This is a genomic window from Rhodococcus sp. ACS1, from assembly GCF_002300155.1.
In the GTDB taxonomy this organism is placed as follows: Bacteria; Actinomycetota; Actinomycetes; order Mycobacteriales; family Mycobacteriaceae; genus Rhodococcus_F; species Rhodococcus_F koreensis.
Genome location: NZ_NSDZ01000007.1, coordinates 434,870 through 459,168, shown reverse-complemented (window position 1 = coordinate 459,168; position 24,299 = coordinate 434,870). Strand labels below are relative to the sequence as shown.

The window sequence follows — 24,299 nt, the reverse complement described above, 5'->3', positions numbered from 1 at the left end:
TGGCTCTCCGCACCGCATCGCGTCGGCGGTCATCGCGCCCGCGATGGTCTTCGCGGGCGGTACCGCCGCCGCGGTACCGGCGCTGAGCGCCGGGGCGTCCGGTGAAGTGGTGGTGACGGTACCTGCCGGTGAGTGCTGGACCTGCTTCGGATTCGACTCCGGCTTCGACGTCGAGACCGGTGCGTTCGAGCCCGGGGTTGCGGGAAAGCTCAGCGGTTTCGCGACGGGAAACGCGACCGTCTTCTGTTTCGGTGGCACGGCGCCGTTCTTCATCACCGGCAGCGTGGCGGTGAAACAACCCTGGTCAGTCGCCCGGGGACATGGTCTCGGGCTGGTTCGTCCACCGGCCGGGGTCGGTCTATCCGGAGGATCCTGGCGTGCTCGGGTCGGCGGTGAGGTCGTCGGTGTCGGCGAAGACCAGGCGCCCGTCGTCGAGGGCGATAGCCCACCGGTGCACCGGCGCCCAGGCGTGCCCGCGCTCCTCGGTGTCGGTCAGCTCGGCGTAATCCTCGATGATCCGACCGGTCTGTGCCGACTCGGACGGCCGGCGCACCAGCACCCGCGCGCCCGCGCCGAATGGACCGGGTTCGGGTCTCGGACTGCGATCCTTCTTCTCGGGCATCGGTCTGCGCCTTCCGCTCGGCTACACGTCTGGATCATAAGCACTGATGACGCGCCGCTGCGGTGCTGCTGCACGGCTTCCCGGACACCGCGCCGATCTGGCGCCACCTCGGCACTGGCCGCCGAGGGCTGGCGGGCGGTCGCGCCGTTGCCCGGGGGCTACGCCCTCATCCTCGTCACCGGCGAACAGCACCTGTGACGAGTCGATGCGTGGCATTGCGGTGGGCCGCTGAGCGCGCGTAAATTAGGATTCGCGGATCGAGAGAGTAATCGGTAACGGTGAAAGACTCGAGAAGCAGAGATCCGGCCGAGAATGTGAAAACATTCCCGGCCGAACCCCTGTCTGGGGCATGTCCCGTGACTTCCCGGTGTCAGCCCCCGGGGACGTTCACCACCCCTTCCGTCGAGCGAGCCTCCGCCGTCGGTGCGACGCCTGCGGGCTCGTACTGGGAGGGGTGGGAGGGTTCATCGCATCGGGATCGGGTACGCCCGCTCCATGGTCACCGAACAGCAACCCCTCCGGCATCCACCGCGGTCGAGCGAGTTCCCCGACCCCCGGGCGACGGATGCTCGGGAGGAGGAGCTACAGCAAACCCTGGTGCGGGTGGTGAAGCTCCTCTCGGCCACGGGGATCCGGTTCGCCGTGGCCGGCGACTGCGCCGCACACCTGCTCGGCGGGCCACCCGCCGAGCAGGACGTGACCATCGTCCTCACACGAGACGATGCGCGGCGCGCAGCCGAGGCCTTGGCCACCGCCGGAATGCGGGCCGCCGGGCGACGCGAGGACCGGCTGAACACGGTCTATGACGGCGACACCCCGGTTCAGCTGGTGTTCGGGCGCCCGAACTCCGTCGCGGTCACCGGGCGTCTGCTGGACCGGGCCTCATCGGTGCAGATCGGGAGCGCCGCGGCTCCGGTGATCGCTGCCACCGATCTGATGACCGACAAACTTCACGAACTCGGCACGCACCGGTGCGACTTCGTGCCGATGGTGCAGCTCGCCCGGGTCCTGGGCGAACGAGTCGACTGGCCGGCCGTCGCCGACACCACCGCCGACTCCCCCGATGCACGCGCCTTCCTCGGGCTCGTCGCGGATCTGTCGATCGCGGCGGCGACACCCGCCACCGCGGGTGGAGGCGCGCGGTCGTATCCGACGACCCGACCCTCGGGCCCCGGGCCGGAACCACCGGTCCGATGAGCAGCGCGGGCCACGGGGAGGGGGTGCAATGGTGTTCGAGTCGCAGGGCCCCGACCTGTGGCGGTCGGTGTTCGAGCGGGCCACGGACCTGGTGATGGTGTCGGACTTCGCCTCCGGCCGCATCCTGTCTCTCAACCCGGCGGGAATCCGGTTGGTGGGCCTGCGCGACGACGTGGACGCCCGCGCCCGGACCACCGCCGAATTCCTCACCGACGCCGGGCTGGCCCAGACCCCCGCGGTGGAGGCCGCTCTGACCCGCGACGGGCACTGGGAGGGGATCAGCGAGCTGCGGCACTTCGGCACCGGGGCGCCGATCCCGGTGTCCGTCTCCACCTTCACCGTGCGCACCGGGGAGGCCGGCCCCGCGGTGATCGCCATCATCGCGCGCGACCGCCGAGGTCGCCGAACCCAGGATCGCCGATTCCGGAAGGCACTCGATGAGACCGCGCACCGGGCCCGCGAACAACACGCCCTGGCCGAGCTCGGTCAGCTCGCCGTCGACGCCGACCTCGACACCCTGCTGCCCGCCGCCGCCGGTGCGGCCGCCACCCTGATCGGGGCGGGGTGTGCCTCGATCGCCCGGCTCACCGACACCGGCGACGCGCTCGACATCGTCGCCTACCGCGGACAACCCCCGACCCCGCGCAGCTTCGCCGCCGGGCCGGCAACCCAACCGGGATACGCCCTGGCCACCGGTGACGTGGTGGTCTGCCCGAACAGGGAGCACGAAACCCGGTTCGCCACCACCACGATGGCCGGGCGCGGGCTGCGCAGCGGCATCAGCGTGCCGATCAGCGACGGAACCCCGTGGGGGGTGCTCACCGTGCACAGCGCCCACCCCCGCGACTACACCGACCGCGACATCGCGTTCCTGCGGGCGGTCGCCGCCGTGCTGTCCGCCGCGATCGGCCGGATCGACACCGAAACCCGGGTGCGGCAGCAGAGCAGCCGCGACCCGCTCACCGGGCTGCCGAACCGCACCGCCGCATACCGGCGGATCACCGCCGCCCTCCACACCGCCCACCAGGACCACACCCCTCTCGCTCTGCTGCTGGTCGATGTCGACGACTTCAAGGTCGTCAACGACAGCCTCGGCCACGCCCACGGCGACGCAGCGCTGATCCGGCTGGCGGAGCGACTGGTCGGGGCGGTCCGCCCCACCGACACCGTCGCCCGCCTCGGCGGCGACGAATTCGTCATCGTCTGCGAGGACATCGGCACCGCGGACACCGCGGTCGACCTCGCTACCCGGATCACCACCGCGCTACGCACCCCGGACCACTCCACCGGAACCCCGGTGCCGCTGCGCGCCAGCATCGGCATCGCCGTCTCCGACCCCACCTGCACCACCGAAGAACTGATCCGGCGGGCCGACCTGGCGATGTACCGGGCCAAGAGCGCCGGCGCCGGCGGTCACGCGCTCTACCACCCGGGCGAGGGCGGCAGCTACGACGCCGACCGGGTGCTGCGAATGTCCACCGACCTGCGCACCGCACTCGACCGCGACCAGCTGACCCTGCTCTACCAGCCGATCGTCGACCTACGATGCGGCGCCGTCGTCGCGGTCGAGGCCCTGGTCCGGTGGGCCCATCCCACCCTCGGGATTATCAGTCGCACCGAGTTCGTCGCCGTCGCGGAACGGACCGGCCTGATCGGCCCTCTCGGCTCCTGGGGGCTGCGCACCGCCTGCCGGCACGGTGCCGCCTGGCCGGCGCACGATGGGACCGACGTCCGCGTCCACGTCAATGTCAGCACCGTGCAACTGCGCGACCCCCTCTTCGCCGACCAGGTCGCCGACATCCTTGCCGACACCGGGCTGCCCGCGCACCGCCTGGGCCTCGAGATCAGCGAGACCGCGTCGGCGTCGGTGACCGCCCGAACCGTCGACACCCTGACCGCGCTGCACGAACTGGGAGTCGTGCTGCTGCTCGATCATCTCGGCACCGGACACGGCCCACTCGGATATCTCATCCGATACCCGATCTTCGACTCCCTCAAGATCGACAGGTCCTACATCACCGCCCTCCCCGGGCCACGCCCCGAGTCCGTCGTCACCGCCTTCGTCACCATCGCCCGCGCCTACGGCGCCACCGTCGTCGGCAACGGAGTGCAAACCCAGACCCAACTCGACACCCTCCACGCCTGCGGCTGCGACCTCGCCCAAGGCTCCTACCTCGCCGAACCCGCCCCCGCCGACGCCATCCCCGCACTGCAGGCAGACCAGCCGGCCGGCACCGACGGACCGAACTCGGCACCCCCACCCGCCCACTGACACCCTGCAAAAGACCGAGCTGCGCCGGGTGTACGTCACCGCCACCGGCGAAAACCGCCTGGTCATCCTCGACGAAGACAGCGCCGCCGTGCTCGGACAGGCACCCACCGGTGACTACCCGGACGGGATCGTCTACGACCCGACACGCCGTGCGGTATGGACCACCAAGAATCCGGCGGCACCGAAACGGTCATCGACGCCACCACCGCCCAGGTACGCGGCACCGCCGATCTCGGCGGCGCCGTCGGCAACGTCGCCTACGACCCAGTCGCCGACCAGATGCTGGTCGCCGTGCAAGGGAAGGGCGATCTCGCCGCCATCGACCCCGACACCCTGAACGTCACCCGCAGTCTCCCGCCGCCCGGCTGCAGCGGCGGCCACGGCCTCGCCCTCGACCCACCGGCGCGGCTCGCGTTCGTCGCCTGCGAGGACAACGCCACCCTGCTCACCGTCGACCTGGCGACCTGGCAGAGCACCGGCACCGCCGTCGTCGGCACGCAACCCCGACGTCCTCGCCTACGACCCAGGTGCGCACCGCCTCTACGTCGCCGCCGCGAGCGGCACCGTCACCGTGTTCGACCAGACGGGCGGACACCTCACCGAAATCGGATCCGGACACCTCGCCGCCAGCGCACACGTCGTGGCGGTCGACCCGAACACCCACACCTACTACCCGATTCCCGACGGAACCGGCGGCCGTCCCCCCTCCTCGAACAGGCTCCGAATCCCTGATCCCACACCACCGTGAGTGATCACGACGCAGACGTGCACTGGTTGGTGACGAGCAGCGCGTAGATCTCCTGCTCGACCCCGCGTGGGGCGCGGGCGCGCAGCACCCGGCCACCGAGGATCGTCGATTTCAGCTCCAGGAACGCGGTCTCGATCCCCCACCGGTCTTGGTCGAGGCGGACGATTTTGGTTGCGGGACAGTCGGGATCGAGGAGGGTGGTCACCAGCTTGTAGGTCTCGCTGCGAGCCCCCGCGCTGGTTGTGATGGTGATCTCGCAGCACAGGACACGGACCTCGACCGAGCCCATCCGGGACAGGTAGGAGCCGTCGGGCAGGCGGGCGCAGACCGGGAGGGTGCGGCTGTTCTTGACCCGGACCAGCAGGTGCGCACCGGTGTCGCGGACCGCGGCGAGCAACGCCTGCGAGGCGAAGTTGCGGTCGGCCAGCACGATCATCCCGCGGCGCATCCCCCGGAGTAGGTCGAGGGCGTAGGTGATCTCCCCGACGCTGCCGGCACCGAACGTCGCGTCGATCACGGTGCAGGTGCCGCACGCCACCAGGGCGAGAAGGCGCACCATCGGATACCCGGTGCCGCCGTGAAAACCCGCCGCCGCGATGGAAGACCTGCACATTCGCCACGTCGTCCGGGCAGCACATCATGACGGGCGTCGATGGCTGTGACCAGTGCCGTCCCCGCCAACTACACGAATTTGCGGCCAGCCGACCGGAACCGGCGCACCTCGGCGCGGCGCACCTCGAGTTCGCGGTGCAGCCGACGATCGTCCAGCGCGAGGGCCGTCGCGGCGCGGACGGCCGCGATCAGCCGCGGCTGATCGGCCACAGCCTTGTCGTAGACCAACGCCCCCACCAGGACACCGTCGCGTTTCAATGCTGTCGCCGCCCGGGGATCGTCCCGATGCGGCAGAACCTGCGGACGTCCCTGTGCGTCGACGTACCCGTCCCGGGTGCGCGAGAACACCCACACGTCGAGGCCGGGGTCGCGCAGCGCGCGCCGAATGGTGTCGACGAAGCCGTCACCGACCGGGGCGGCACCGATCTCGATCATCAGCTCGCGCACCTCCACTCGGGCGACCCGGTACCGCCACAGTCCGACCAACACCGCGAGGGGAATCAGCGCGGTCGAGGGATACCGCAGCAGCAGGGTCCACGCGTACTGCGGGCCGTGCACCCAGACCGACGCGAGCGGCGTCCAGAATGTGGCCGCCGTGCCGATCAGGACCGCAAACCACAACGGTGCGACCGCGGCCCGATACGCCGGCGAACCCGACCGCCACCGGACGGCCACGACACCGATCAGAACGACGCTCATCACGACCCCCACCACACCCCACCCCACCTGCAGCGCCCGGAACACCGCCGGATCGTCGCGCACCAGCAGCAGGTTCAACGTCGCCGGGCGGGGCGGTGTGAGCGAGCCCGGGCCGAGGAACGCCAGCTCAGACACCACCGACAATGCGGAATACACGTAGCAGCCGCCGACGAACCGTCGTTCCCATCGGTGATGCAACCGCCCCCAGGGAAAACTGAGCACCAGCTGAATCAGAACCGGCACATACATGTTCGTGAGAAGCACGCCGCCGGTGAAGAGCACGGGAACGCCCGCGAGCCGAAATCCCTTCGTCAGCCACAGCACCCCAGCCACCACCAGCAACCAGCCGAGGCTGTCCTGCGGCCGATGCCAGCCCGCGACGAGCCCTGCCCCGACGAACACCGCACCGACCATCAAGAAGAGCCCGAACTCCACCGGACTGACCGCGTCCTCGACCACCTGCCAGTCGACGGACACCGCCACCACGGCCGCCAGAACAGTGGCGGCCGAGGCGCCGAGCGTCATCGACCCTCGCATCATTGGATGCCACCTCGATCCTCGACCGGGCCCATACCCGCACCGCATGCGGAAAGCGGAGGCCCTCCGCCCGCACTCTGGAACGGTCCGCGGCACATCTGTGTCGCTGTCGATTCGCTGTACAAGAGTTCATGATTCGCTTCGTGCGGCCGTCGCCGCGTGACTCGGCATTCCACAGTGGACACAGCCCATCCTCGTCACCACCAGCACACGACGCCACCACCCTCGGGTGCCCGCATCCGAGCCCCGGGTGTCTCGATTCGCCACCTCCGGTGGGTACCGGCCCCCGCGGGGACGCATCACCGGGAGGGCGCGGAGCAGTTGCGAGGCGGTGCGCCACACACAAAGGAGCACGCCGAGTTCGCGGCGCCGCTCCTCGGGCAACCGCCGATGCTGCGGGCACCGACGGGCCGACCTAGGCTGATGCTCGTGGAAACGGCCGGTCCCGTGATACGCCCCGCGGGTATCAGTGATGCTTCCGCGATCGCCGCCGTGCAAGTCGCCGCCTGGCGCGCCGCCTACACCACTCTCATGGATCCGGCGTATCTGGCGGGATTCACCCATCACGCGTCGACACGTCGGTGGCGAGAGATCCTCGCAGCCGGCCATCCGGACAGTCGGGTGCTCGTCGTCGTCGAGGACGGCGCGGTAACCGGATTCTCCGCGGTGGGGCGCCCCCACGATGCCGTACCCACCGGCGTCGGCCAGCTCTACGCGATCAATGTGCACCCCGACCGGTGGGGCGCCGGACTCGGTACCCAACTACTCACCCAGTCGCAGCATCCACGCTCTAGCGGGCCGGGTTGAGGAGCGACGCTGACCGTTACCGCATCCGAGTGCAAGGAAACAGTCCTGGCCGAGCGTCACGGCGGCGTGCTGGTCCTGACCCTGAACAGGCCCGACCGGCTGAACGCCTGGAACAACACGCTGGAGGCCCGCTACTTTGAACTGCTCGACGAGGCCGAGGCTGACCCAGAGGTGCGTGTCGTTGTCCTGACTGGGGCGGGTCGAGGGTTCTGCGCAGGGGCGGACATGGACGACTTGGCCGTTGTTCGCGAGGTCGACGAGGTCATTATCTCGGACGCGCCGGTGCCGCCGTATCGTCCGCTCATGTTCCGAAAGCCGCTGATCGGAGCGATCAATGGTGCGGCTTCCGGGCTTGGCTTCGTTCACGCGATGTATTGCGATGTCAGATTCACAACTCCGGAGGCGAAGTTCACGACATCTTTCTCGCGCCGGGGTCTCGTAGCGGAATACGGAGTGTCGTGGCTCCTTCCTCGTCTCCTGCACACCAGCATCTGCCCGTTACCCCGCTCCCGGTGGCGGGCGCGGAGAAGCCACGGGCGCCAAACCCCGACAGCCGGGAGCACGACGCCACGTAAGCAGTCGAATCCGTCGTGGAGCACACTGCCCCTTCGGTCACCCATTGGACACCGCAGTAATCCTTCCGAGAAGCAACCACCTGATATGTACACCGGTTTGTCAAGGGCGCAGGGCGAGGCGGCGTCCAGGACCGTCGTCGTGGGCGCCGCCTCTGTGGGTCCGGTCGATCTGGGGTGGTGGCGAGCGTGTCTGTTTCGACGCGTGGTCAACTCTGATATGCGCGGGTTGGGTACCGCAGGACGGTTGTTCGGCTGGAGTGGATCGCTGGTCTAATGTCGAGCGTGATCCCAACGTACAGTTAAGGATTGCTCAATAGGTGGCTCGCGGATCACTCCCTGGCGCTGCCGTCACCACCGCATGATTCGCCCGGACGCTGTGGGGTCCCCGTTCCCCCGGTCCTTGCCTCACCGGTCGTCGGCGACGAGGGGGCAAAGGTGGAGTCCCCGCAGCGCAGCGAGGAGAACCGACCTTGCCGCCCGACCGAGTCGACGACCACACTCGCAACCGGGATGCGGGACGGGGACCGGGTTTTCAGGTGTCCAGCACGGCCAGCGACCAGCACCAGCCGGCGAGTTCGCGGGCGATCGCGGTATTCGCCAGTGCCGGGCGTTTGTTGCGGACGTCGAACCCGGCCCAGCGGGCGTGCAGGCGCCGGTTTGCTTGCTGTCCGCGGGCCCGAGCCGCGGGACTGGCATGGTCCCAACGTCGCCGCAGCTCGACTCCGGCGCGATACGGGGGACGGTGGTGCCAGGCGGCCTCGATCAGCAGCCGGCGGGCGTGGCAGTTGCCGGTCTTGGTGATCGACCCCTGCGAGCGTGTCGCGCCGGACGAGTGTTCGGTGGGCACCAGCCCGAGGTAGGCGCCGATCGAGCGTCCGGTCAGGCGCTGCCAGTCGCCGATCTCCACGGCCAGCCCGAACGCGGTCAGCGTGGACACGCCGCGCAGGCAACCGAGCCGCGTCACCACCGGGGTGTAGTCGCTGTCGGTGGCCATCGCAGCGATCGCCACATCCAGCCGATCCCGCCGGTCCACCGCCGCCAGCATGGTGTCATAGGCGGTCTCGTACGCCAGCTGCAGACCGGGCGCATCGAAGTGCTGGGCGCGCAACCAGGTGTCATGCACCTTCGTCCACGCGTGGCCGCCGTAGTAGACAATCCCCTGCCGCAGTAGCAGTTTCGACACTCGATGGCGGGCCGACATCAGATCGCCACGACAGTCCTCGCGGGCGCGGACCAGATCCCGGGCCGCCTCCTGCTCGACACTCGGCACCGACACCTCGACGATCTGTCCGAGGTGCAACAGACGAGCCAGATGCCGCGCATCGCGCGCGTCGTTCTTGACCCGATCTCCGGGCGGGCGCTGCAGCTTCGACGGTGCCGCCACCAGACACTCGATGCCCGCCGCTGTCAGACACCGCGCGAGCCCGAATCCGGTCGGCCCGGCCTCGTACGTCACCGCCACCGGTTCCGGCAGCATCCGGATCCACTCGAGGATCTCGCCCTGATCGGGTGTCAGTCGGCGTTCGAAGAGTTCACACGTCTGCCCGTCGAGGCCGCAGGCGACCACCGATCGTGCGTGTACATCCAAACCGATACTTGTACGCTGATTCATCGCTGGGGCCTCCCACATCTTGTGGCTCTACCGGCCAGGACCCGTTTCCTGCCGGCAACCCACGTTCACATGTGAGTGAGGTCCCAGCCCAGCCCCTCATATCGTCTAATCGGTACATCTGCCCGTGTGGGGCACATACTGAGAAGGCCAACTCACACGGATCCCCGTGCGGGCTCCTCTGGAGGCGACCGACGACCGAGACACACTCGGCGACGCCGCGCGAGCGCCCCACACCGTCCGGCCATGAAACAGCGCCCAGACGACGTGGCGGCCGGTCCCGGTGGTACTGCCGCAACCCGCACCGGAGGGCAAGGAGTCGATCATGCACACCCGCACACACCGCGCACGGTTCCATCAGCGCGCGCCTCGGTGGCGGCAGGTTCTCACGGTCGCCGCGACCGCCCTGGCGCTCGTGTGCGCCAGCGCACCGGCCGACGCGCACACCCCAGTCCTCCTCGGCCCCGACGACACCGCCCAAACGCTCGACACCAGCCCGCTGGCCCCCACCGGAACCACCTCGTTCGCCTTCTACACTCGCACCGACGCAGTCGGCGACACCCGCGCCGTCCGGATTCAGATGGCCCAAGGCCAGCCCTTCCACGCCCAACTCCTCATCCCCGAGCTCACCCCCGAAACTGCACTTCCGGCGTCGCAACTGCCCCGCCTGTCGATCATCAGCCCCGACGGGCAGCTCACCACGCTCGACAACACCGGACGGACCCCGTTCTTCGAACCGTTCACCCAAACCTCCTATTTGACCCTCACCGACACCGCCGCCCCCGCACAGCCGGGCACCTACGCCCTCATCGTCACCGGCGCCGCCCCCGCCCGGTTCGTCATCGCCACCGGCGATGACGAACAATTCGACGCACCACTCGTCGGTGCCACGATCGCCACCACCACCGACGTCCAGAATTGGTACCGCACACCCCCCACCCCCGGCACCGGATACAACACGACGCCCACCAACCACGACCAGACCCAGCGTCACCGCGAGCCGCACCACCCGCCGGTGCGACACAGCCCACGGAAGGACTTCACCCCCCATCGTCGGCGGAAGGGACCGTCGGCTCCCCTCGACCTGCCTACCGCGTTTCACGCCAAGCCAAATTTCGTGTCCGGCGAGCAAGGCGAACGGGCACGCACGAGTGGAGAACCCGCACCATGACCCCTGAATCTTTCGACCACACCGACCGCGCCGCCCTCCTCAAGCAGGAACCGGCCACCGCTGTCACGCGACCAACTCAGAAACACCGTCGCCTGTGTCGTCGGGCCAGGGCTTCCTCATCGGCGATCTCGCCCGTCCCGCAAGCTAACCGAATCGACTTCCCAGGTACCGGATTCTGGATGCTGTTGGTCACCAGCGGATTTCGAGCAAGTGTCACACACTCGGGAAGTTTCGGCCTGCGCCGCGGATACTTGACCGCGATACGAAAGGCCAGGTCGATCGACTACGGATCGGTGATGTCTCCTTCGCCCGCACCCGCTGCGCGGGTGGGGAATCCGGCCAGGCCCGCGCATCGCAGTGTTCTTACTGGACGGCCCGTTCAGTCGAGGATCTTGATGCTGAGGGAGAAGTTGTTCTGCTTGAGTGCCTACCCGAGGATCAGCAGTCCTGCCCCTCCCAGCCAGTGCGCGAATTTCAGGTCACCGGCGTCGAGGGAGCGCAGTCCGATGCTGTCGACGAACGAGGACACCGCGTTCTTGGCGTCGGTGTCGCCGCCGGCGAGGAAGACATCGACGGGGCGGCCCGCGACCTCACCGGCCGCGAGGACCCCGGAAAACAGTGTGTTGAACGCCTTGACGACATGCGTACCGGCGGGGGCGGCGTTGGCGATCTCCTGCGCGGCGGAACTATCCGCCGGGGTCGCGAGCCCGGAGGGCGTGGTCGGGTCGAAGGGGTTGGTGATGTCGACGATCACCTTGCCGGTCAGCGCATCACCGAAGCGGCGGACAATCGGTGCGGCATCGGCGTAGGGCACCGCTAGGATGACGATGTCCCCGGTCAGAGGTGTGTCACCGATCGTCCCGGCGGTCGCGCTGCCGCCGAGGGCGCCGGCCAGGGCGGCCGCCATGGCCGCGTCACGACCGAGGACCTGAACCGAGTTGCCGCCGGCGACTGCGCGGGCGCCGAGGACACCGGCCATGGTTCCGGCGCCGATGATGGTGACATTGCTGCTGCTGGCGCTGTCACGTTGCTGAACGCGGCAAACTGGGAGCTGCGAGAATGTGGCGTGACCACCCCAATGCCTTCGTACAAAAGCCACCGCTACCCGGTCGAGATCATCAACCACTGCGTGTGGTTGTACTTCCGGTTCCCGCTCAGCTTCCGTGAAGTCGAGGAGATGATGCTCGAACGCGGTGTCGTGATCAGCTACGAGACGATCCGGCGGTGGTGCGCCAAGTTCGGGCAGGCCTACGCGACCCAGCTGCGCCGACGGCGGACGCGGCCCGGTGACAAGTGGCACCTCGACGAGCATCAACGGCACCCAGCGCTACCTGTGGCGCGCGGTCGACCAGGTCGGCAACGTGCTCGACGTGCTGGTCCAGTCCAGCCGAAACGCTGTGGCGGCCAGGCGGTTTTTCCGCAAGTTGCTCAAGGGTCTGCGATACGTGCCGCGGGTGATCATCACCGACAAGCTCGCCAGCTACCAGGTGGCGCACCGCGAGGTGCTGGCCTCGGTGGAGCATCGCCGGTGGAAGTATTTGAACAATCGAGCCGAGAACTCGCATCAACCTACAAGGCAGCGGGAACGTGCGATGAAGCGCTTCACATCGCCCGGGCACGCGCAACGATTCCTGTCCGCTTTCTCGGGCATTTCACCGCATTTCCGACCCCGTAGGCACAGACTCTCGGCGACCGAATGGCGTGCCGAGATGACCGACCGCTTCGCGGTCTGGCAGGAAGTCACCGCGATCGACTCCGCCGCCTGAGAGTGAACGGCCCGGCGGTGTCCCCGTAACAGCTTGCCCCAAACCAACTGCGCCGCTGTACTTTTCTATTAACGTGACAGTGCCACTCTGATGCACCACAGCTCCTCAGAGGTGCGCGATGAACACCTGCCCACCGTGTCGCCCGCGACTTGCCCCACCGTGCCCACGGTGTCGTCAGCGAGGTCGCCAGCCATACCCGCGGTGTCCTCGGCGACATCTCCGGCCGTGCCCACGGCGCCTTCGACGACATCTCCGACCGTGCCGACGGTGTCCTCGGTGACGTCCCCGGCCATACCGACGGTGTCCTCGACCAGGTCCGCGGCGGCCTCGAGGACCTCGTCGCTGCCGAGAGCAGCCGGTTGTTGAGCCCATCGACCCGGGCGGTGACAGCGGTCATGGCCGCCACCTTCACCTGCCGACAAACTGACGCAGGTATCTCGCAGGTCGCGTCAGGAAAGTGCTTCTGATGGGCACGGTCGACGTTACAACTCCCGGGCGAAGTTTCAGGCTGACCGCGTCGACTGCAACGACAAACCGACATGAGTGCGGACCCGTTAACGAGGCCCCGCTCATTCGACGGTGATCGCGTCCAGCGTCCAGACCCGGTCACCGATACCCGCACTGGATCGGGCACTGGTGACGAACTATCTTCGCGCGAGACATCATTCGCGATCGCGCAGCAGCGCTACAGCATCGTCCATGCCGTACCGGGTCACCAACTGATCGAGAATCTCGTCCACGGTCATAGGTGGCCGCGCCAGGCGGGTCGCGAGCATCTCCACCGCCCGCGCCGCCGCGGCCGGGGACACCGACACCGTGTCGGCCGCGAACTCCGCCGGCGAGATCACCTGGATGTGCCGGGGAACTCGTTCTCGTGGAAAGTCTTTCCGATTCAGTGTGACGATCACCCCGGCCCCGCCGACGACGGCGGCCGCAACGACATGCTCGTCGTCGGGATCGGGCAGCGAAAACGTACCCTCGAGTGGCTCCCAGCCGGTCACCAGGGCGTCGTCGAAGTACTCGCGCATCGTTCCCACCAGCCGCGCACCAGCCGCGTGGGCGGTCGCCGCACCGTGCCCGCGTCGTTCGAGCTTGGCGGCCTCGTGGAATTCGAGTTCGTCGAGAATCACCTCCGACCACAACGGCCGGTACAAGCCCTCGACGGCCATCGACAGCAGGAAATCCCGCTGCAGACTCGGCCAGAGAACGCACGTGTCGAGAACTGCTGCGAACACCCCGGGCGGCCTATCGACCACCCGCCGCGGCCTATCGACCACCCGCCGCGGCCGACCGGTCCGCGCCGCGGGTGCGTCGGCGCTCCGCGACCGCCTTCCGGGCGGCCTTCAGCTGCTCCGCGACGGCCGCCGGATCGTCCTCGTCGTCGATCTCGACAGCGGTCTGGGTGAGTGCGTCGTATTGGCGGGCCCGGCGCTGCTGCTGATACTCGAGCACATCGCGCAACAACAGCCGATGCCGCGTGCCGACTTTCTCCGCCGGCAACTCCCCCACGTCGATCAACCGGCGCACCGTCGGCCGGCTCACTCCCAGCAGATCCGCGGCCTGCTGCGTTGTCAACATCGTCGCCTGCGGTGCCACCGTCACCGCACGACCGGCCTGCAGCGCGGCCACGACCTGCTTGAGCGCCGCATGCACCTCCGCCGGCAACTCCACCTGGTCGTGCTCCCCGGCACCGACCAACAGATACCGCGGCTCCACCCGGTCACCGCGGCGCCGCTCGTGCGCGTCGAGGAAACCGACCACCTCCGCCAATCCCGCACCCTCCGCCGCCTGCGGCAGGTACGTGTGCTGATCCAACGCCTGCGCACCCATCCCGAACCCCTTCCATTCGAAAGAATCGTAACACCTTTCGAATCTTTCGAATAGGAGCGTGGAGTGAACACGCACTAGAGCAGCCCGCGGTGCACGGCAGCACAGAAGGCGCCGACCTCTACCATCGTCCCAGGTCAGCAAAGTTCCGCGACAATGTGCCGCACGATCCATTCACGGCGAGAAGACACGCGAGAACAGTTGCGAGGTTCGCCAGCGTCTGCGCCGACTGGACTCGTTCGACCTGCTCGGCGACCAGGAGGTCGGTGCGGGCACTCAACGCCGCGAGCGTGGATGCCGGAAACCCAGGGAGGTCAGCGCGAGGCCCAGACCGAACACACGCTGGACGGTCACATCGTGGAGATCAGCAGCCATCCGGCTCTGTTCGTCATGGCGGGCGCCGGCCCGCTCCACCGCCGGGAGTTGTTCGTTCGTGGCCAACAGGCTGGTCCGCATCGTGTCGACCGCGCCGGCGATGATCGCCACCTCCCGGGGCCCGTCGGTGGTGATCTCCCGCCCGTAGTCGCCGCCGGCCACCGCGCTGATATCGGCGAGAAGATGATCGATCGGCCGTGTCAGCAACCGCCGCGTCAGATACATAGCGGTTCCGACGACCGCGACAGGTAAGGAGTTGTTCGACGGCCTGCGTGCACCAATCCGAGCCTCCGGATCGCACTGAACGAGTGCGCACTGTCCCCGACGAGGGAGAGCAGCAACTATCCGGTGGATTCTGGCCCCGGTCGCTGCACCCCGGCACCGTGCCGGTCAGCGGGAAATCGTCCACACCGCGGTACCGGCGAGCGCCACCACGACCACGACCATCACGACGTTGACGACCTGTTCGTGGTCGGCGAGAAGTTGCTGCATGGCGAGCGCCTCCCGGTCCCCTACTCCGGATGTCGTGAGACTGAGTTCGAACCAAACCAGCTGACCCTAGACGATTTCCGCGGTGCATCAGTCGAAGAACCGCGGTTCTTCGCACGAGGCGCGTACCAGAGTGTCGGTTCAGCTCGCGTGCGCGTGCCGGTGCGGCAGTTGGGTGAGCAGCTGCTCCCACTCGTCGAACCGGACGGCGTCCGGAGTCCGCCGGCGGTTCGGGGATCCGGTGGCGAGGTCGACCAGATTCCGGGCGGCCCCGATCACGGTCAGGTGGTGACGGCGGGAGACGTCGAGGAGTTCGTCGAACGCCTGGGCGTCGCTGCAACCGCGGGCGGCCATCAGGATGCCCTTCGCGGTCGCGAGAAGTTCGCGACCGTCCGGGCGTCGGCGGGGAACCAGGCGCGTCGGGGCCGGAACCGGGATCAGGGGTGATGCTGCGGTGTCCTCGATCATGTGATGGGTCCTTTGCTCTCGTGCACCGACCGGGACGTGCCGGGGTGCCGGCAACCATCCCGAGCGGACGTGAATGTGAGCCACGTCACCGGTGATGCGGGGATAGTTCCACCACACCGGAACCAGCCGGCGATCTGAGCACGTCCAGATACCGACCTCCGCCCCACCCCGGACCGGCGCTGCCCACCTGCGATGTAACGGAATGACGGGGATGTGCGCGCCGCCTGTCAGGTGGGCAGGGAGGAGAGAAGAGTCAGTGCGCTCAGGGCCAGGGTGACGATCAGACCCCCGGCGATGGCCCCGCCACTGCCTGTGCCGAGAACCAGGACCTCGTTGTCATGGGGAGCGTTCCGCGGAATGTCGGCCATCGGTTCTCCTAGCGCGCCTGACTCGCCGCAGCGAGTTTATCTGTGTCGAAGAAGGTAGATTTTGTTTTACAGCGAGGAGATGAAAAGTTCAAGCCCGACATCGCCGAACAAGGCACCCGCCGCATTGCACCGGGCCGCGACGGCCACGTCTCCACCCCACTCCACCGCAACGCTGTCGGCCGCTAGGACCCACCACACCCCGACGCTCGGGGTCATATGTCCGAATGACACCGGCACCCACGGGCCAGCGAGAAGGCGCAACCTGACAAGACTGGAGACGCACTGAGGTGCGGCTGACCTGCCGCCGTTGAACGGGTTACCGATCCTCCCCGGCAGGTCACATCCCGTACCAGAGAACGAGAATCGGAGACAGGCACCACGCAACCGAGCGTGCTCACGATCCCCCACCGGGCCAGGAGCTTCGTCCACAGCACACGGTGCCCGGGAGCGTGAGACGCCATCGGCCAGCGGGTCCGCACCCCGAAGCATGAGGAAACGATCAGTCATGGCCACCGTCTACGACGCACCACGAGTCACCGAATCCGACGAGACGGACACCTCCCTCGAACAGCTGACCGGCAGCCGGAAAGACACCCAGTCCCCCGCCGTGGACGTCGAGGACGCCGACACCACCGAGTCCTTCGAACTGCCCGGCGCCGACCTCTCCGGTGAAGAATTCACCGTCCACGTCACCTTGAAGCAGTCGGACGAATTCACCTGCACTTGACCTGGATCGCACCCCTGCCCGACGTATCAGGAGCCCGCTGAGTTGGGCGTTCGCTATCGGTGACCGCTATCAACTCTTCGGGCCTAGCGACAGGTCAGGAACCGTCGCAGCCAGTCTGGTGCGAGCGAGAATCGGGCACCGAGGTATAGCGTGGTCAGCTAGGCCGACGATCATGTCCGGACACGATCCTTGGCCAGGCGCGTCAGTTGAGATCCGACAGCTGGCGGGCCGTCCCACCGCGCGTCTCGGCCACAGTGCAGCCGGGGTTTCACGAGCAGCCGCGGTTTCTCACGACCTCAGCACCGCGCCCCTCGCGATCGCCACTCCTTCCCAGTTATATTGGGCAACAATGGTTTACCGGTCACTGGTCGACGGTCACCGACCGCATCAGGTCGGCGGCGACATCGGCCAGTTTGGTGTTGGTGCGCTGCGAACGCTCCACCAGCCGGTGGAAGGCCTCATCGCTGGTGATCCGATGCAACGCCATCAGCACCCCCTTGGCCTGATCGATCACCGAACGGGACACCAGCGCCGTCTCGAGTTGCCCGACCGTTTCCGCTGCCGCCCGCCAACGGCGGGCGTTGCCGATCGCGGCCGAGGCCGCGGTGGTCAACAACCGCATCAACTTCTCGTCGAACGGATCGAAGGCCTCCGCCCGATAGCTGTAGACATTGAACGACCCCACCAGCTCCTGCGGGTCCGCACCCTCGACGATCAGGGGAACCGACAGATACGCCCGGATCCCCGCCTGTTCGGCGGCCGCGGTGAATTCCGGCCACACCGCAGCATGGTCCCCGACCACGGCCCGCACCGGTTCCCGCGCCCGCCCCGCCTCCAGGCACGGTCCCCGATCCGCGGCGTACTGCTGCTCGTCGATCCTGGTCGCCGCCTCCGTGGTAGCGACGATGGTGCGGGCCTCGGTGGCGTCGAGCTGTGTCACACTGACCGCGTCGGCATCGGGCAGGGCGAAGACCGCGGTCTCGGCGAGCCGCCCCAGCACCGCCTCGACGGGTTCGACGCCCACGGTCGCCGACCGCAGCCCCTCCAACGCGCCGGTGACCGTGTCCAACGCGGCACCCACCTTCGCCACCACCGCCGGTGGGGTGGGCACCTCGGCAGTCTCACCCATCAGCAGCACTTCTCGCAGGTCATCCGCTCAGTGTCCCACGAGAGACCCGTGGACCTCCGCACACAATCACATGGTCACCGGCGGCGCGGCCTCTTCCAACGACGACCTGGCTCGAACGTCGCGAATGGACCGCAACTCCAGAACTCGTCTGCGGCAACCACAACAGGCGACGACGACTCGATACCTGTGACTCCCAGCGCTATCTGGCACGGTTTTACCGACGCTGCTATTTGGCTCGGTCGGTTGACGCGCCGCCGGCGGGGACCGCCGCGCTCAGGTGCCGGTAGATGGTCGGACGGGTCACCCGGAACTCGGCGGCGATCTGCGCGACGGTGTACCGGCGTTTGCCGTCGTCGCCGGTCTCCTCGTACATCGCCCGCGCCAGGGCGACCTGACGCGGGCCGAGCTTCGGCTTCTGGCCACCGCATGCTCGAACTCCGAGATCGCCCCGAGGATCGAGAAGAACATCCGCCCCGCCGTCGAGGTGTCCACCCCCTGATCGAGGACCGCCAGGTCGATCCCGCGCTCCTGAAGCAGCGCGGACAACTCACCCGGATGCCGAACTGGTCGAACCGGGTTCCGAGGTTATTTCCCCGGTGGTCTGACCCTCTGGTGGCGAGTTCGTCGAGTTGACCGGTGAAGACGGTGAAGGCTTTTCTCCCCTCTCGACGAGGTGTTATCGCGCCGGCCTGCGGGCGGCGGAGCGGTCCAACTGCCGCTGCAGGGCGCGCATCGCCGTCGGGCGCATCAGCCGGATGAACGGCCCGGCCGCTTGCCAGTAGCGCCGGAACCGGCGCCGGCTGTCCTCGTCGGTCATCACCACGCGGCTCTCCATGGTCAGCACGCATCCCCCGACGCCGTACGGGGTGACCACGGTGCTCTCCGCAAGCTTGGCGAACCCTGGTTCGGCGAAGGCCGCGAAGGTCTCGGCAGTTACCGGGGGCTCCGGCGGCGAACCACCCGTTCCCTTCCATGGCTGGCCGACCGCGCCGTAGACCAGTTCGCTGCCGGGGCGCTCGCCGAGCGGGATCCAGCCGCGGGCCGGCAGGTCGCGCACGCGGAAGGTTGGCGGCTCCGGCACGACCGTCTCGCCGCGGCGCTGGGCCGCCGCGCTGGCGAGGCGGCTGGGCAGGCCGCGGGCCTCGAGCAGTATCCGGGCCACCGGGACGCGGAACAGGTCGAGGTTCGTGACCGCGTCGAAGACCTCGGCCGGTGGTGCGCGGAAGAGTTGGGACATGGAGATCTCGTGGTCCCAGGTCGGCAGGAACTGGTCGAGGAGCAGCGGATCGGTCATGGTCGCCTCCTTCGTCTCAACGCCACGCCAGGGAGCCCCGCAAAGCGCCCGTCGCAGCGCTAGACCTGCGCTAGACCCATCGCCCACCCCGTCCGCGGCGACCTGACCCGAACCCTTCTACCGCATCCTCGCCCGCCCGGTCGCCGCGAACAAGCCCCCTCGTGAATCGCGTGCACCCGCTGACGAGCCGGGCGAACACGCCGGGCGTGACCAGGCCTCGCTACCTGACCCGAACGTCCAGACGTCCAGCAAGTCGGGAAGCGGCAGGTGCACACGAGAAGGGTCCTGCGACCCTGTCCGTCCGCGGGCTCCTGACGGAAACTCGAAGCATGGGTCGCCTCGGCCCCGGTTGGGATGCACTCATGAGGCCTCAGGATTACTCCGCGCGGACCGCCTACCGGCCGCCGGCTGCCTGGTATCGGCGGCTGAACTGGCTCGGTGTGCTGCTCACTTCCATCGGGCTGGCGCCGCGTGATGCCGTGACTCTCGAAGTGCGCGGCCGGACGTCCGGAAGGATCCGGCGGGTGCCGATCCTGCGAACCCGCTATCGGGGTGCGGAATACCTGGTCGCTCTTGCCGGCGAGTCGCAGTGGGCACGCAACGTCCGAGCGGCTCGAGGGCGGGCGGTGATCCGGCGCCGACGAGCGCGATCCGTCTTGCTCGACGAACTGCCACCCGTGGAGCGTCCCGGGGTGATCGCCGAGTACCTGCGCGCCGCCCGCAATCGCAGCGGCGCCGAGGCGGGGGACAACCAGGCCCGGTTCTACTTCGGGCTCGATCCCGACGCCTCCCTCGATGACATCGGCCGTATCGTCGACGGGTATCCCGTGTTCCGCGTCCGCTACGTGGACTCGGTGCGGGGATCAGCATGGTCCGGCCGGCGACGCCATCCATCGGCGAGGATCGAGGGCGAGATCACGATCGGCCGTCCCATGGACGTGGTGTTCGACTACGTCGCGGACCAGACCAACGAGCCGCTCTACAACCCCAGCATGGTGCGTGCGGAGAAGATCACGGCCGGGCCGATCGGCGAGGGAACCCAGTTCAGGTCGGCGGTCCGGTCAGCCGGACGAACCGCCGAGATGCTCATCGAGTGCACCGACTACGACCGGCCGCGGCTCTTCGTCTCGACTACGACGATGAAACAGGCGGACATCGACTACACGCTGAGATTCGACCCGGTCCGGGCGGGCACCCTCATGCGGTGGTGCGGCCACGTAGAGCCAAAGGGTCCTCTCCGACTGCTTTGGCCGTTGATCACCTGGATGGGAGTACGCCAGGAGCAGCGGATCTGGTCGAACCTGAAGAGGCACCTGGAAGCCACGCCGGATGCTGGCGGGTAGCCGACGATGCAGCTTGATTCCTGGGCTGGTGGCGCTGCGGTCCTCGCAAGCATGACCCTCCCTGTCCGGGGCCACGGCCCCGGCCACCCACAACCCACGGGGCCGTCCCCGGCTCGTCATCCTGCTCGGCATCAACGCCGGGGTACGGCGACGTCTCGCATGACTCGGTGCGGGCGGTCCAACCCGTCGACGTCCTGCTGCCTCTCCTGGCCGGGGTGACCTACGCGGGATTCTGGCCGGGCCCGGCGCCAGCCCACGTGTAGTGGATGGTCCGTGCGATCGCTCAGCCGCTCCTCGACATCGCAATCCTGTTGATCACCCGCCTCGCGGGCCGCTCGGACCTGATGGGTGGTGCTCCGGTTCTATCGATACTTGCGGTCATCGCAGGCGCATGGACCGCCATCGGATGGGCTGGGAGTGACTGCGAGCGTGCTCCTCCTGGTGGGCGACTTCGGAGCGACCGAACCTCCTCACCGGCTGTTGGTCCCGGTCCTCGCCGTCGGCTACGGAGGGTTGACCATCTGGCGGTCGCAGCCCTCTTGTGCGCGTATGCCGGGGACTGAGGCCGCCTGCCGCCGACGGGCAGACACGCCGCGTCCCCAGACGTGGCGCGAGGACCGCAAACCCCGAGGAGGTCCACGCACAACCGTCGGAATTCGCAGCTGTCGGCCTCTTCAGGTCGGCATCACCGGCGCCAACCGCCACCTCAAAGATCAGCACGCATCGACCAGCTAGCATCGGGAGCAGCGTGCTCACGGGTGTCCGACCGACGTCCCTCGCGGCGAGGACGTCGGCCTCGACCCGCAGGCGAAGGGCGCTTCCCGGGCATCGAGGCACGCAGCGATCGTGACTAAAGCCAGACGAGCGTCACCGGGTGCGAGTCGGGAGGGGCCACCATGTGGACCACCAGGACCGGCGCGTTCGGGCATGGCCGCGCCAATGGCGGCCCGGGGGGCGTCGTCGTGAGCACCACCGCGCGCCTCGGCGTCGGGGTGTTGCTGCTGGCCCACGGGCTGGTGCACCTGCTCTACCTAGCTCGGGACGTCGATGCCTTCTCCTTGGATTCCACGTGGCTTCCGGAGATGCTGCGACGTCCAGTTGCCCTCGTGCTGCTGACGGCCACGGTGCTGTCGTTCGCGCTGGTGGCGCTCGGTACCTGGGGAGTGCCCGGCTTGTCGAGTGCGTGGCCGGTGCTGACGGTCTTCGCCGCAGCGGTCTCGACGCTGCTGCTTCTTCTCTTCTGGGACTGGCAGCTGATCTTTGGGCTCGTAATCGACGCCGCACTCGTTACGTTGGCGCTGTGGCAGCCGGTGTGGCTCCAGCACCTCATCTGGGGCACGGCATGACCCAGCGCGTCTGGGACCACGGCGCATCAAGCCCCGACACCTGGTATCCCCTCGTCGTGGGTCGGTAACTCTGGCCGCGTTCCGGTCAATGCACCCCCGTCGACGAACCGCTATCGGAGCGCATGACGCCCACCATGGTGGGTGTACAGGGGCGACAAGCCCTCGGTTGCGGTTCGGGCGGCTGCGAGTACCGGTGAGAGCGCCACTCCGGCACCGTCGAGGTCGAGGCACACGTACTCCGGCGTCCAGACCTGGCGAGTCTGCACCGTATTCGCGTGCCGGTGCCCCTCGCACGGGGTGACGTCGGGGTGGTTCTCGGTGGACCAGTCCATCTCCTCGCCGTCGACTTCCTCGCCGCTCTCAGTGTCGAAGTAGCGTTCGTCCTTGCTCAGCCACACCGCCCACCGGACCGGGTCGGCCTCGGTGTGGGTTGCGGTGACCTCGCTGCCGTCGTCGGCGACCAGGTCGGCCAGCAGGACGTCTGTTCCGTACCGGGTTCTTCGGCGAGGATCCTGTATCCCTTGTCGAGGTACGGCTGGGCGGCGGCGCGTTCGGCCTTCTCCGTGCGGTCGTCGAGCAGCCGTTGCGCGATGTAGCGGAACTGATACCGGCCAGCGGTCATCAGCTTTTCGACGGCCTCGGTGTCTCCTTCCGCTTCGATTATGTGGACAACCTCTGTAGGTCAAGCTGGCCAGCCATGACCTCGTCATCAGCATTCGTTTGTGTATTCCGGTGGGCGCGGGGCGTGGGAGCGGTTCTGAACCCGCCAGGTGATTGGCTCCGTTCGCCGCGGTCGGCCACCCTGGCAGTTTCCCGGTTCGCATGCGTCACGGGCGTAAAAACCGTTGGCGGTGATCGTCGTTCCGAGCGCTTCACGGGAGACCCGCCACGTGTTCAGTCTCGGAGCCGTCGTGGAGTTGGACTGCCCGGTGCCACAGCTGTAGCAGCGAGTCCTGCTCGGAGAAGTAAGGCAGCGTCGATCTGCCGATTGTCACGGCACGGTTCGGTAGCCCGGAGCCTGGTCAGCGTATCGATGGCTGCCGAGGGTAGTCGGCCGTCAGGCGCTCTGGTGCTCCGGATCACGAGATGCGTTCGGGCCGCACCGGTTCAGCAACCCGAGCCGGTGCGGCCGCCGCACGTCCAGTACCTGTGCGTATCGGCAGGAACGTCGTGATGATCCATCCGACGTCACCGTCTCGCACTCCGCTCGGAGCCCACTGCCCGCCGACGTTTTCACTGTGTGTCGGGATGCCGGCGGCCATGCTGACTCCGGTGTGGCCAACAGAGATTTTCTATACCGATACCCACATATTCTGTGGAATAATGTACTCGATTCACCGCAAGGGATTGGATGTTCGGGACCCGGGCGAAGGGGGTCGACGCGATGACGGACGAGACGCGTGTTGCGCTGAAGAACTACGAATATCTGCTCCGCGAGTACCCCGGGGAGAACGTCGAACTCGTCTGGCACACCGACTCGGTGGTCTACGGATCCGACGGATGCTCGGATATCGACCTGCTTGTCCGCCCGGGGTTCACTCCCGCCACGGAGTGCTTCACCCGAACGAACGACTAGGCGAGCACGATCCTGCTGCATCGGCATCGGCATCGGCGGCAGGAGTTGTGGCCTGAGCGGGCTCGATGGTCTGGGAGGGGAGTCGGTGATGAACTACGGCACCGATATTGCAGACTGCAGTGACTACGTCGCCGCTGTCGCGAGGGCGCTGCGCGCCGAGACGGTGCGAGGGTGGGATGGGTTCACCTTCGATGCCATCATCACGATGCCGACAGGATTTCTGCACTACTGCGGCCGGAACGTGGTCGTGGCGTGGAACCATCACTTCGGGTGGGCGTGGGGAATCGAGGGGCACTCGGTCGAATCGGTTCTGATCATCGAGAGCCTCGGTCTCGGTCGCACTCCCGGGCCAGCCCGGTGCGCCGATCGGGTCGACGAGGCGATCGTCGAGCTCCGGCGGCTCGATCTCGCGGTGCCGGACTCCTTCCCGGTTCCGGTCAGGGTTCTGCGCCTGCCTCAGGAGTATGTACCACCGAATCTGCGCCCCCGACAGTGTGCCTGGTGACGTCCTGCCGCCACTGGGCCGGGGGCGGTCCGGGAATGCGGAGGCCCGCGGTCGTGGACGGCTATCCGACGAACGTGCCGATGGGGCCACACCGCGTTGTGATGAGGCTCAGGTGGAGAGCCAGAGTCGCTTGCGAACAACGGCTTTCATTGTCTCGACCACCTCCTCCGAAGCGGCGCCGGCGGAGGGCCGAGGTGATCGGTGAGTCGGCGAAAGTACTCGGCGCTACTCATCTCG

The 24,299-nt window shown here is 67.9% G+C and carries 25 protein-coding genes and 5 pseudogenes; 13 read left to right on the top strand and 17 right to left on the bottom strand.

From position 1 onward, the window contains the following. Nucleotides 1-43 precede the first annotated feature (43 nt). A pseudogene (locus CJ179_RS53090) lies at nucleotides 44-292 on the top strand (hypothetical protein); the annotation flags it as partial. Between the two features lie 66 nt (nucleotides 293-358). Here CJ179_RS53090 and CJ179_RS33530 read toward each other — a convergent pair. After that, a complete protein-coding gene (locus tag CJ179_RS33530; RefSeq protein ID WP_095864267.1) occupies nucleotides 359-622 on the bottom strand; it encodes a hypothetical protein in 264 nt (87 codons plus the stop codon). A gap of 495 nt (nucleotides 623-1,117) precedes the next feature. On the opposite strand from CJ179_RS33530, the gene CJ179_RS33525 reads away from it, so the two are divergent. Together CJ179_RS33525 and CJ179_RS33520 are read left to right on the top strand one after the other, a co-directional pair. Further along, nucleotides 1,118-1,819, top strand: a complete 702-nt coding sequence (locus tag CJ179_RS33525) for a hypothetical protein (protein ID WP_179377724.1) — start codon at nucleotides 1,118-1,120, stop codon at nucleotides 1,817-1,819. A gap of 28 nt (nucleotides 1,820-1,847) precedes the next feature. After that, nucleotides 1,848-4,091, top strand: coding sequence for a bifunctional diguanylate cyclase/phosphodiesterase (locus CJ179_RS33520; RefSeq protein ID WP_095864266.1), 2,244 nt, complete (start codon nucleotides 1,848-1,850; stop codon nucleotides 4,089-4,091). A gap of 132 nt (nucleotides 4,092-4,223) precedes the next feature. Here CJ179_RS33520 and CJ179_RS51580 read toward each other — a convergent pair whose 3' ends face one another. The 3 genes from CJ179_RS51580 to CJ179_RS33505 all read right to left on the bottom strand — a co-directional run bounded on the left by CJ179_RS51580 (nucleotide 4,224) and on the right by CJ179_RS33505 (nucleotide 6,690). Next, nucleotides 4,224-4,592 (bottom strand): hypothetical protein, encoded by a 369-nt coding sequence (locus tag CJ179_RS51580; RefSeq protein ID WP_179377723.1) that lies wholly within the window; start codon nucleotides 4,590-4,592, stop codon nucleotides 4,224-4,226. A gap of 251 nt (nucleotides 4,593-4,843) precedes the next feature. Continuing rightward, nucleotides 4,844-5,452: a transposase gene (locus CJ179_RS33510; protein ID WP_095864265.1), complete on the bottom strand. Its 609-nt coding sequence runs from the start codon at nucleotides 5,450-5,452 to the stop codon at nucleotides 4,844-4,846. A 68-nt stretch (nucleotides 5,453-5,520) separates the two neighbouring features. Then, nucleotides 5,521-6,690: a hypothetical protein gene (locus tag CJ179_RS33505; RefSeq protein ID WP_257015910.1), complete on the bottom strand. Its 1,170-nt coding sequence runs from the start codon at nucleotides 6,688-6,690 to the stop codon at nucleotides 5,521-5,523. Nucleotides 6,691-7,116: 426 nt separating this feature from the next. On the opposite strand from CJ179_RS33505, the gene CJ179_RS51575 reads away from it, so the two are divergent. Both CJ179_RS51575 and CJ179_RS54140 read left to right on the top strand, forming a co-directional pair. Beyond that, nucleotides 7,117-7,494, top strand: coding sequence for a GNAT family N-acetyltransferase (locus tag CJ179_RS51575; RefSeq protein WP_179377722.1), 378 nt, complete (start codon nucleotides 7,117-7,119; stop codon nucleotides 7,492-7,494). Between the two features lie 9 nt (nucleotides 7,495-7,503). Then, a pseudogene (locus tag CJ179_RS54140) lies at nucleotides 7,504-7,983 on the top strand (enoyl-CoA hydratase-related protein); the annotation flags it as partial. Between the two features lie 618 nt (nucleotides 7,984-8,601). Here CJ179_RS54140 and CJ179_RS33490 read toward each other — a convergent pair. Beyond that, complete coding sequence (locus CJ179_RS33490) at nucleotides 8,602-9,681, bottom strand: IS110 family transposase (protein ID WP_257015341.1); 1,080 nt, start codon at nucleotides 9,679-9,681, stop codon at nucleotides 8,602-8,604. A gap of 322 nt (nucleotides 9,682-10,003) precedes the next feature. Here CJ179_RS33490 and CJ179_RS33485 point away from each other — a divergent pair, with 322 nt between their 5' ends. Continuing rightward, entirely contained in the window at nucleotides 10,004-10,849 is an 846-nt protein-coding gene (locus CJ179_RS33485; protein WP_143548947.1) for a hypothetical protein, read from the top strand. Between the two features lie 427 nt (nucleotides 10,850-11,276). On the opposite strand, the gene CJ179_RS33480 is transcribed toward CJ179_RS33485, so the two are convergent. Continuing rightward, nucleotides 11,277-11,828 carry an NADPH-dependent F420 reductase gene (locus tag CJ179_RS33480; protein WP_095864261.1) on the bottom strand — a complete coding sequence of 184 codons (552 nt, stop codon included), beginning with the start codon at nucleotides 11,826-11,828 and terminating at the stop codon, nucleotides 11,277-11,279. A gap of 99 nt (nucleotides 11,829-11,927) precedes the next feature. Here CJ179_RS33480 and CJ179_RS33475 point away from each other — a divergent pair. Together CJ179_RS33475 and CJ179_RS51570 are read left to right on the top strand one after the other, a co-directional pair. Further along, a pseudogene (locus CJ179_RS33475) lies at nucleotides 11,928-12,615 on the top strand (IS6 family transposase). A gap of 149 nt (nucleotides 12,616-12,764) precedes the next feature. Then, nucleotides 12,765-13,082 carry a hypothetical protein gene (locus CJ179_RS51570; RefSeq protein WP_179377721.1) on the top strand — a complete coding sequence of 106 codons (318 nt, stop codon included), beginning with the start codon at nucleotides 12,765-12,767 and terminating at the stop codon, nucleotides 13,080-13,082. A gap of 195 nt (nucleotides 13,083-13,277) precedes the next feature. Here the strand turns inward: CJ179_RS51570 and CJ179_RS33465 are convergent, their stop codons facing one another. The 5 genes from CJ179_RS33465 to CJ179_RS51565 all read right to left on the bottom strand — a co-directional run bounded on the left by CJ179_RS33465 (nucleotide 13,278) and on the right by CJ179_RS51565 (nucleotide 16,142). Beyond that, a complete protein-coding gene (locus CJ179_RS33465) occupies nucleotides 13,278-13,850 on the bottom strand; it encodes a PIN domain-containing protein (protein WP_095864260.1) in 573 nt (190 codons plus the stop codon). A 31-nt stretch (nucleotides 13,851-13,881) separates the two neighbouring features. Further along, nucleotides 13,882-14,445, bottom strand: coding sequence for a helix-turn-helix domain-containing protein (locus CJ179_RS33460; RefSeq protein WP_095864259.1), 564 nt, complete (start codon nucleotides 14,443-14,445; stop codon nucleotides 13,882-13,884). A 273-nt stretch (nucleotides 14,446-14,718) separates the two neighbouring features. Continuing rightward, on the bottom strand, nucleotides 14,719-15,042 hold the full coding sequence (locus CJ179_RS33455; protein WP_257015908.1) for a HAMP domain-containing protein: 324 nt from the start codon (nucleotides 15,040-15,042) through the stop codon (nucleotides 14,719-14,721). A gap of 405 nt (nucleotides 15,043-15,447) precedes the next feature. Then, the gene (locus tag CJ179_RS33450) at nucleotides 15,448-15,774 is read right to left on the bottom strand and encodes an ANTAR domain-containing protein (RefSeq protein ID WP_095864258.1); all 327 of its coding nucleotides are present in this window, start codon (nucleotides 15,772-15,774) and stop codon (nucleotides 15,448-15,450) included. 227 nt (nucleotides 15,775-16,001) lie between these two features. Then, entirely contained in the window at nucleotides 16,002-16,142 is a 141-nt protein-coding gene (locus CJ179_RS51565) for a hypothetical protein (RefSeq protein WP_179377720.1), read from the bottom strand. Nucleotides 16,143-16,647: 505 nt separating this feature from the next. On the opposite strand from CJ179_RS51565, the pseudogene CJ179_RS33445 reads away from it, so the two are divergent. After that, nucleotides 16,648-16,863, top strand: a pseudogene (locus tag CJ179_RS33445) (DUF4193 family protein); the annotation flags it as partial. A gap of 367 nt (nucleotides 16,864-17,230) precedes the next feature. Here the strand turns inward: CJ179_RS33445 and CJ179_RS33440 are convergent. From CJ179_RS33440 to CJ179_RS33430, 4 genes and pseudogenes are all read right to left on the bottom strand, one after another. Then, on the bottom strand, nucleotides 17,231-17,998 hold the full coding sequence (locus CJ179_RS33440; protein WP_095864364.1) for an ANTAR domain-containing response regulator: 768 nt from the start codon (nucleotides 17,996-17,998) through the stop codon (nucleotides 17,231-17,233). A gap of 226 nt (nucleotides 17,999-18,224) precedes the next feature. Further along, nucleotides 18,225-18,371: an ArsR family transcriptional regulator gene (locus CJ179_RS52240; RefSeq protein WP_218834860.1), complete on the bottom strand. Its 147-nt coding sequence runs from the start codon at nucleotides 18,369-18,371 to the stop codon at nucleotides 18,225-18,227. 38 nt (nucleotides 18,372-18,409) lie between these two features. Further along, a pseudogene (locus CJ179_RS54135) lies at nucleotides 18,410-18,556 on the bottom strand (recombinase family protein); the annotation flags it as partial. Between the two features lie 118 nt (nucleotides 18,557-18,674). Continuing rightward, the gene (locus CJ179_RS33430; RefSeq protein ID WP_095864257.1) at nucleotides 18,675-19,292 is read right to left on the bottom strand and encodes a hypothetical protein; all 618 of its coding nucleotides are present in this window, start codon (nucleotides 19,290-19,292) and stop codon (nucleotides 18,675-18,677) included. A gap of 362 nt (nucleotides 19,293-19,654) precedes the next feature. On the opposite strand from CJ179_RS33430, the gene CJ179_RS33425 reads away from it, so the two are divergent. Both CJ179_RS33425 and CJ179_RS33420 read left to right on the top strand, forming a co-directional pair. Then, nucleotides 19,655-20,635 (top strand): SRPBCC family protein, encoded by a 981-nt coding sequence (locus CJ179_RS33425; RefSeq protein ID WP_095864363.1) that lies wholly within the window; start codon nucleotides 19,655-19,657, stop codon nucleotides 20,633-20,635. Nucleotides 20,636-21,531: 896 nt separating this feature from the next. Next, nucleotides 21,532-21,981, top strand: a complete 450-nt coding sequence (locus CJ179_RS33420; protein ID WP_257015907.1) for a hypothetical protein — start codon at nucleotides 21,532-21,534, stop codon at nucleotides 21,979-21,981. 110 nt (nucleotides 21,982-22,091) lie between these two features. Here CJ179_RS33420 and CJ179_RS33415 read toward each other — a convergent pair whose 3' ends face one another. Together CJ179_RS33415 and CJ179_RS33410 are read right to left on the bottom strand one after the other, a co-directional pair. Further along, complete coding sequence (locus CJ179_RS33415) at nucleotides 22,092-22,379, bottom strand: hypothetical protein (RefSeq protein WP_095864256.1); 288 nt, start codon at nucleotides 22,377-22,379, stop codon at nucleotides 22,092-22,094. Next, nucleotides 22,370-22,603, bottom strand: coding sequence for a hypothetical protein (locus CJ179_RS33410; protein ID WP_095864255.1), 234 nt, complete (start codon nucleotides 22,601-22,603; stop codon nucleotides 22,370-22,372). The genes CJ179_RS33415 and CJ179_RS33410 overlap by 10 nt, the downstream gene beginning before the upstream one ends. Nucleotides 22,604-23,332: 729 nt before the next feature. Between CJ179_RS33410 and CJ179_RS33405 the strand changes: the two genes are divergently transcribed. After that, nucleotides 23,333-23,557 carry a hypothetical protein gene (locus CJ179_RS33405; RefSeq protein WP_218834854.1) on the top strand — a complete coding sequence of 75 codons (225 nt, stop codon included), beginning with the start codon at nucleotides 23,333-23,335 and terminating at the stop codon, nucleotides 23,555-23,557. Between the two features lie 88 nt (nucleotides 23,558-23,645). Further along, nucleotides 23,646-24,062: a DUF6292 family protein gene (locus CJ179_RS33400; protein WP_095864254.1), complete on the top strand. Its 417-nt coding sequence runs from the start codon at nucleotides 23,646-23,648 to the stop codon at nucleotides 24,060-24,062. Nucleotides 24,063-24,299: the final 237 nt, after the last annotated feature.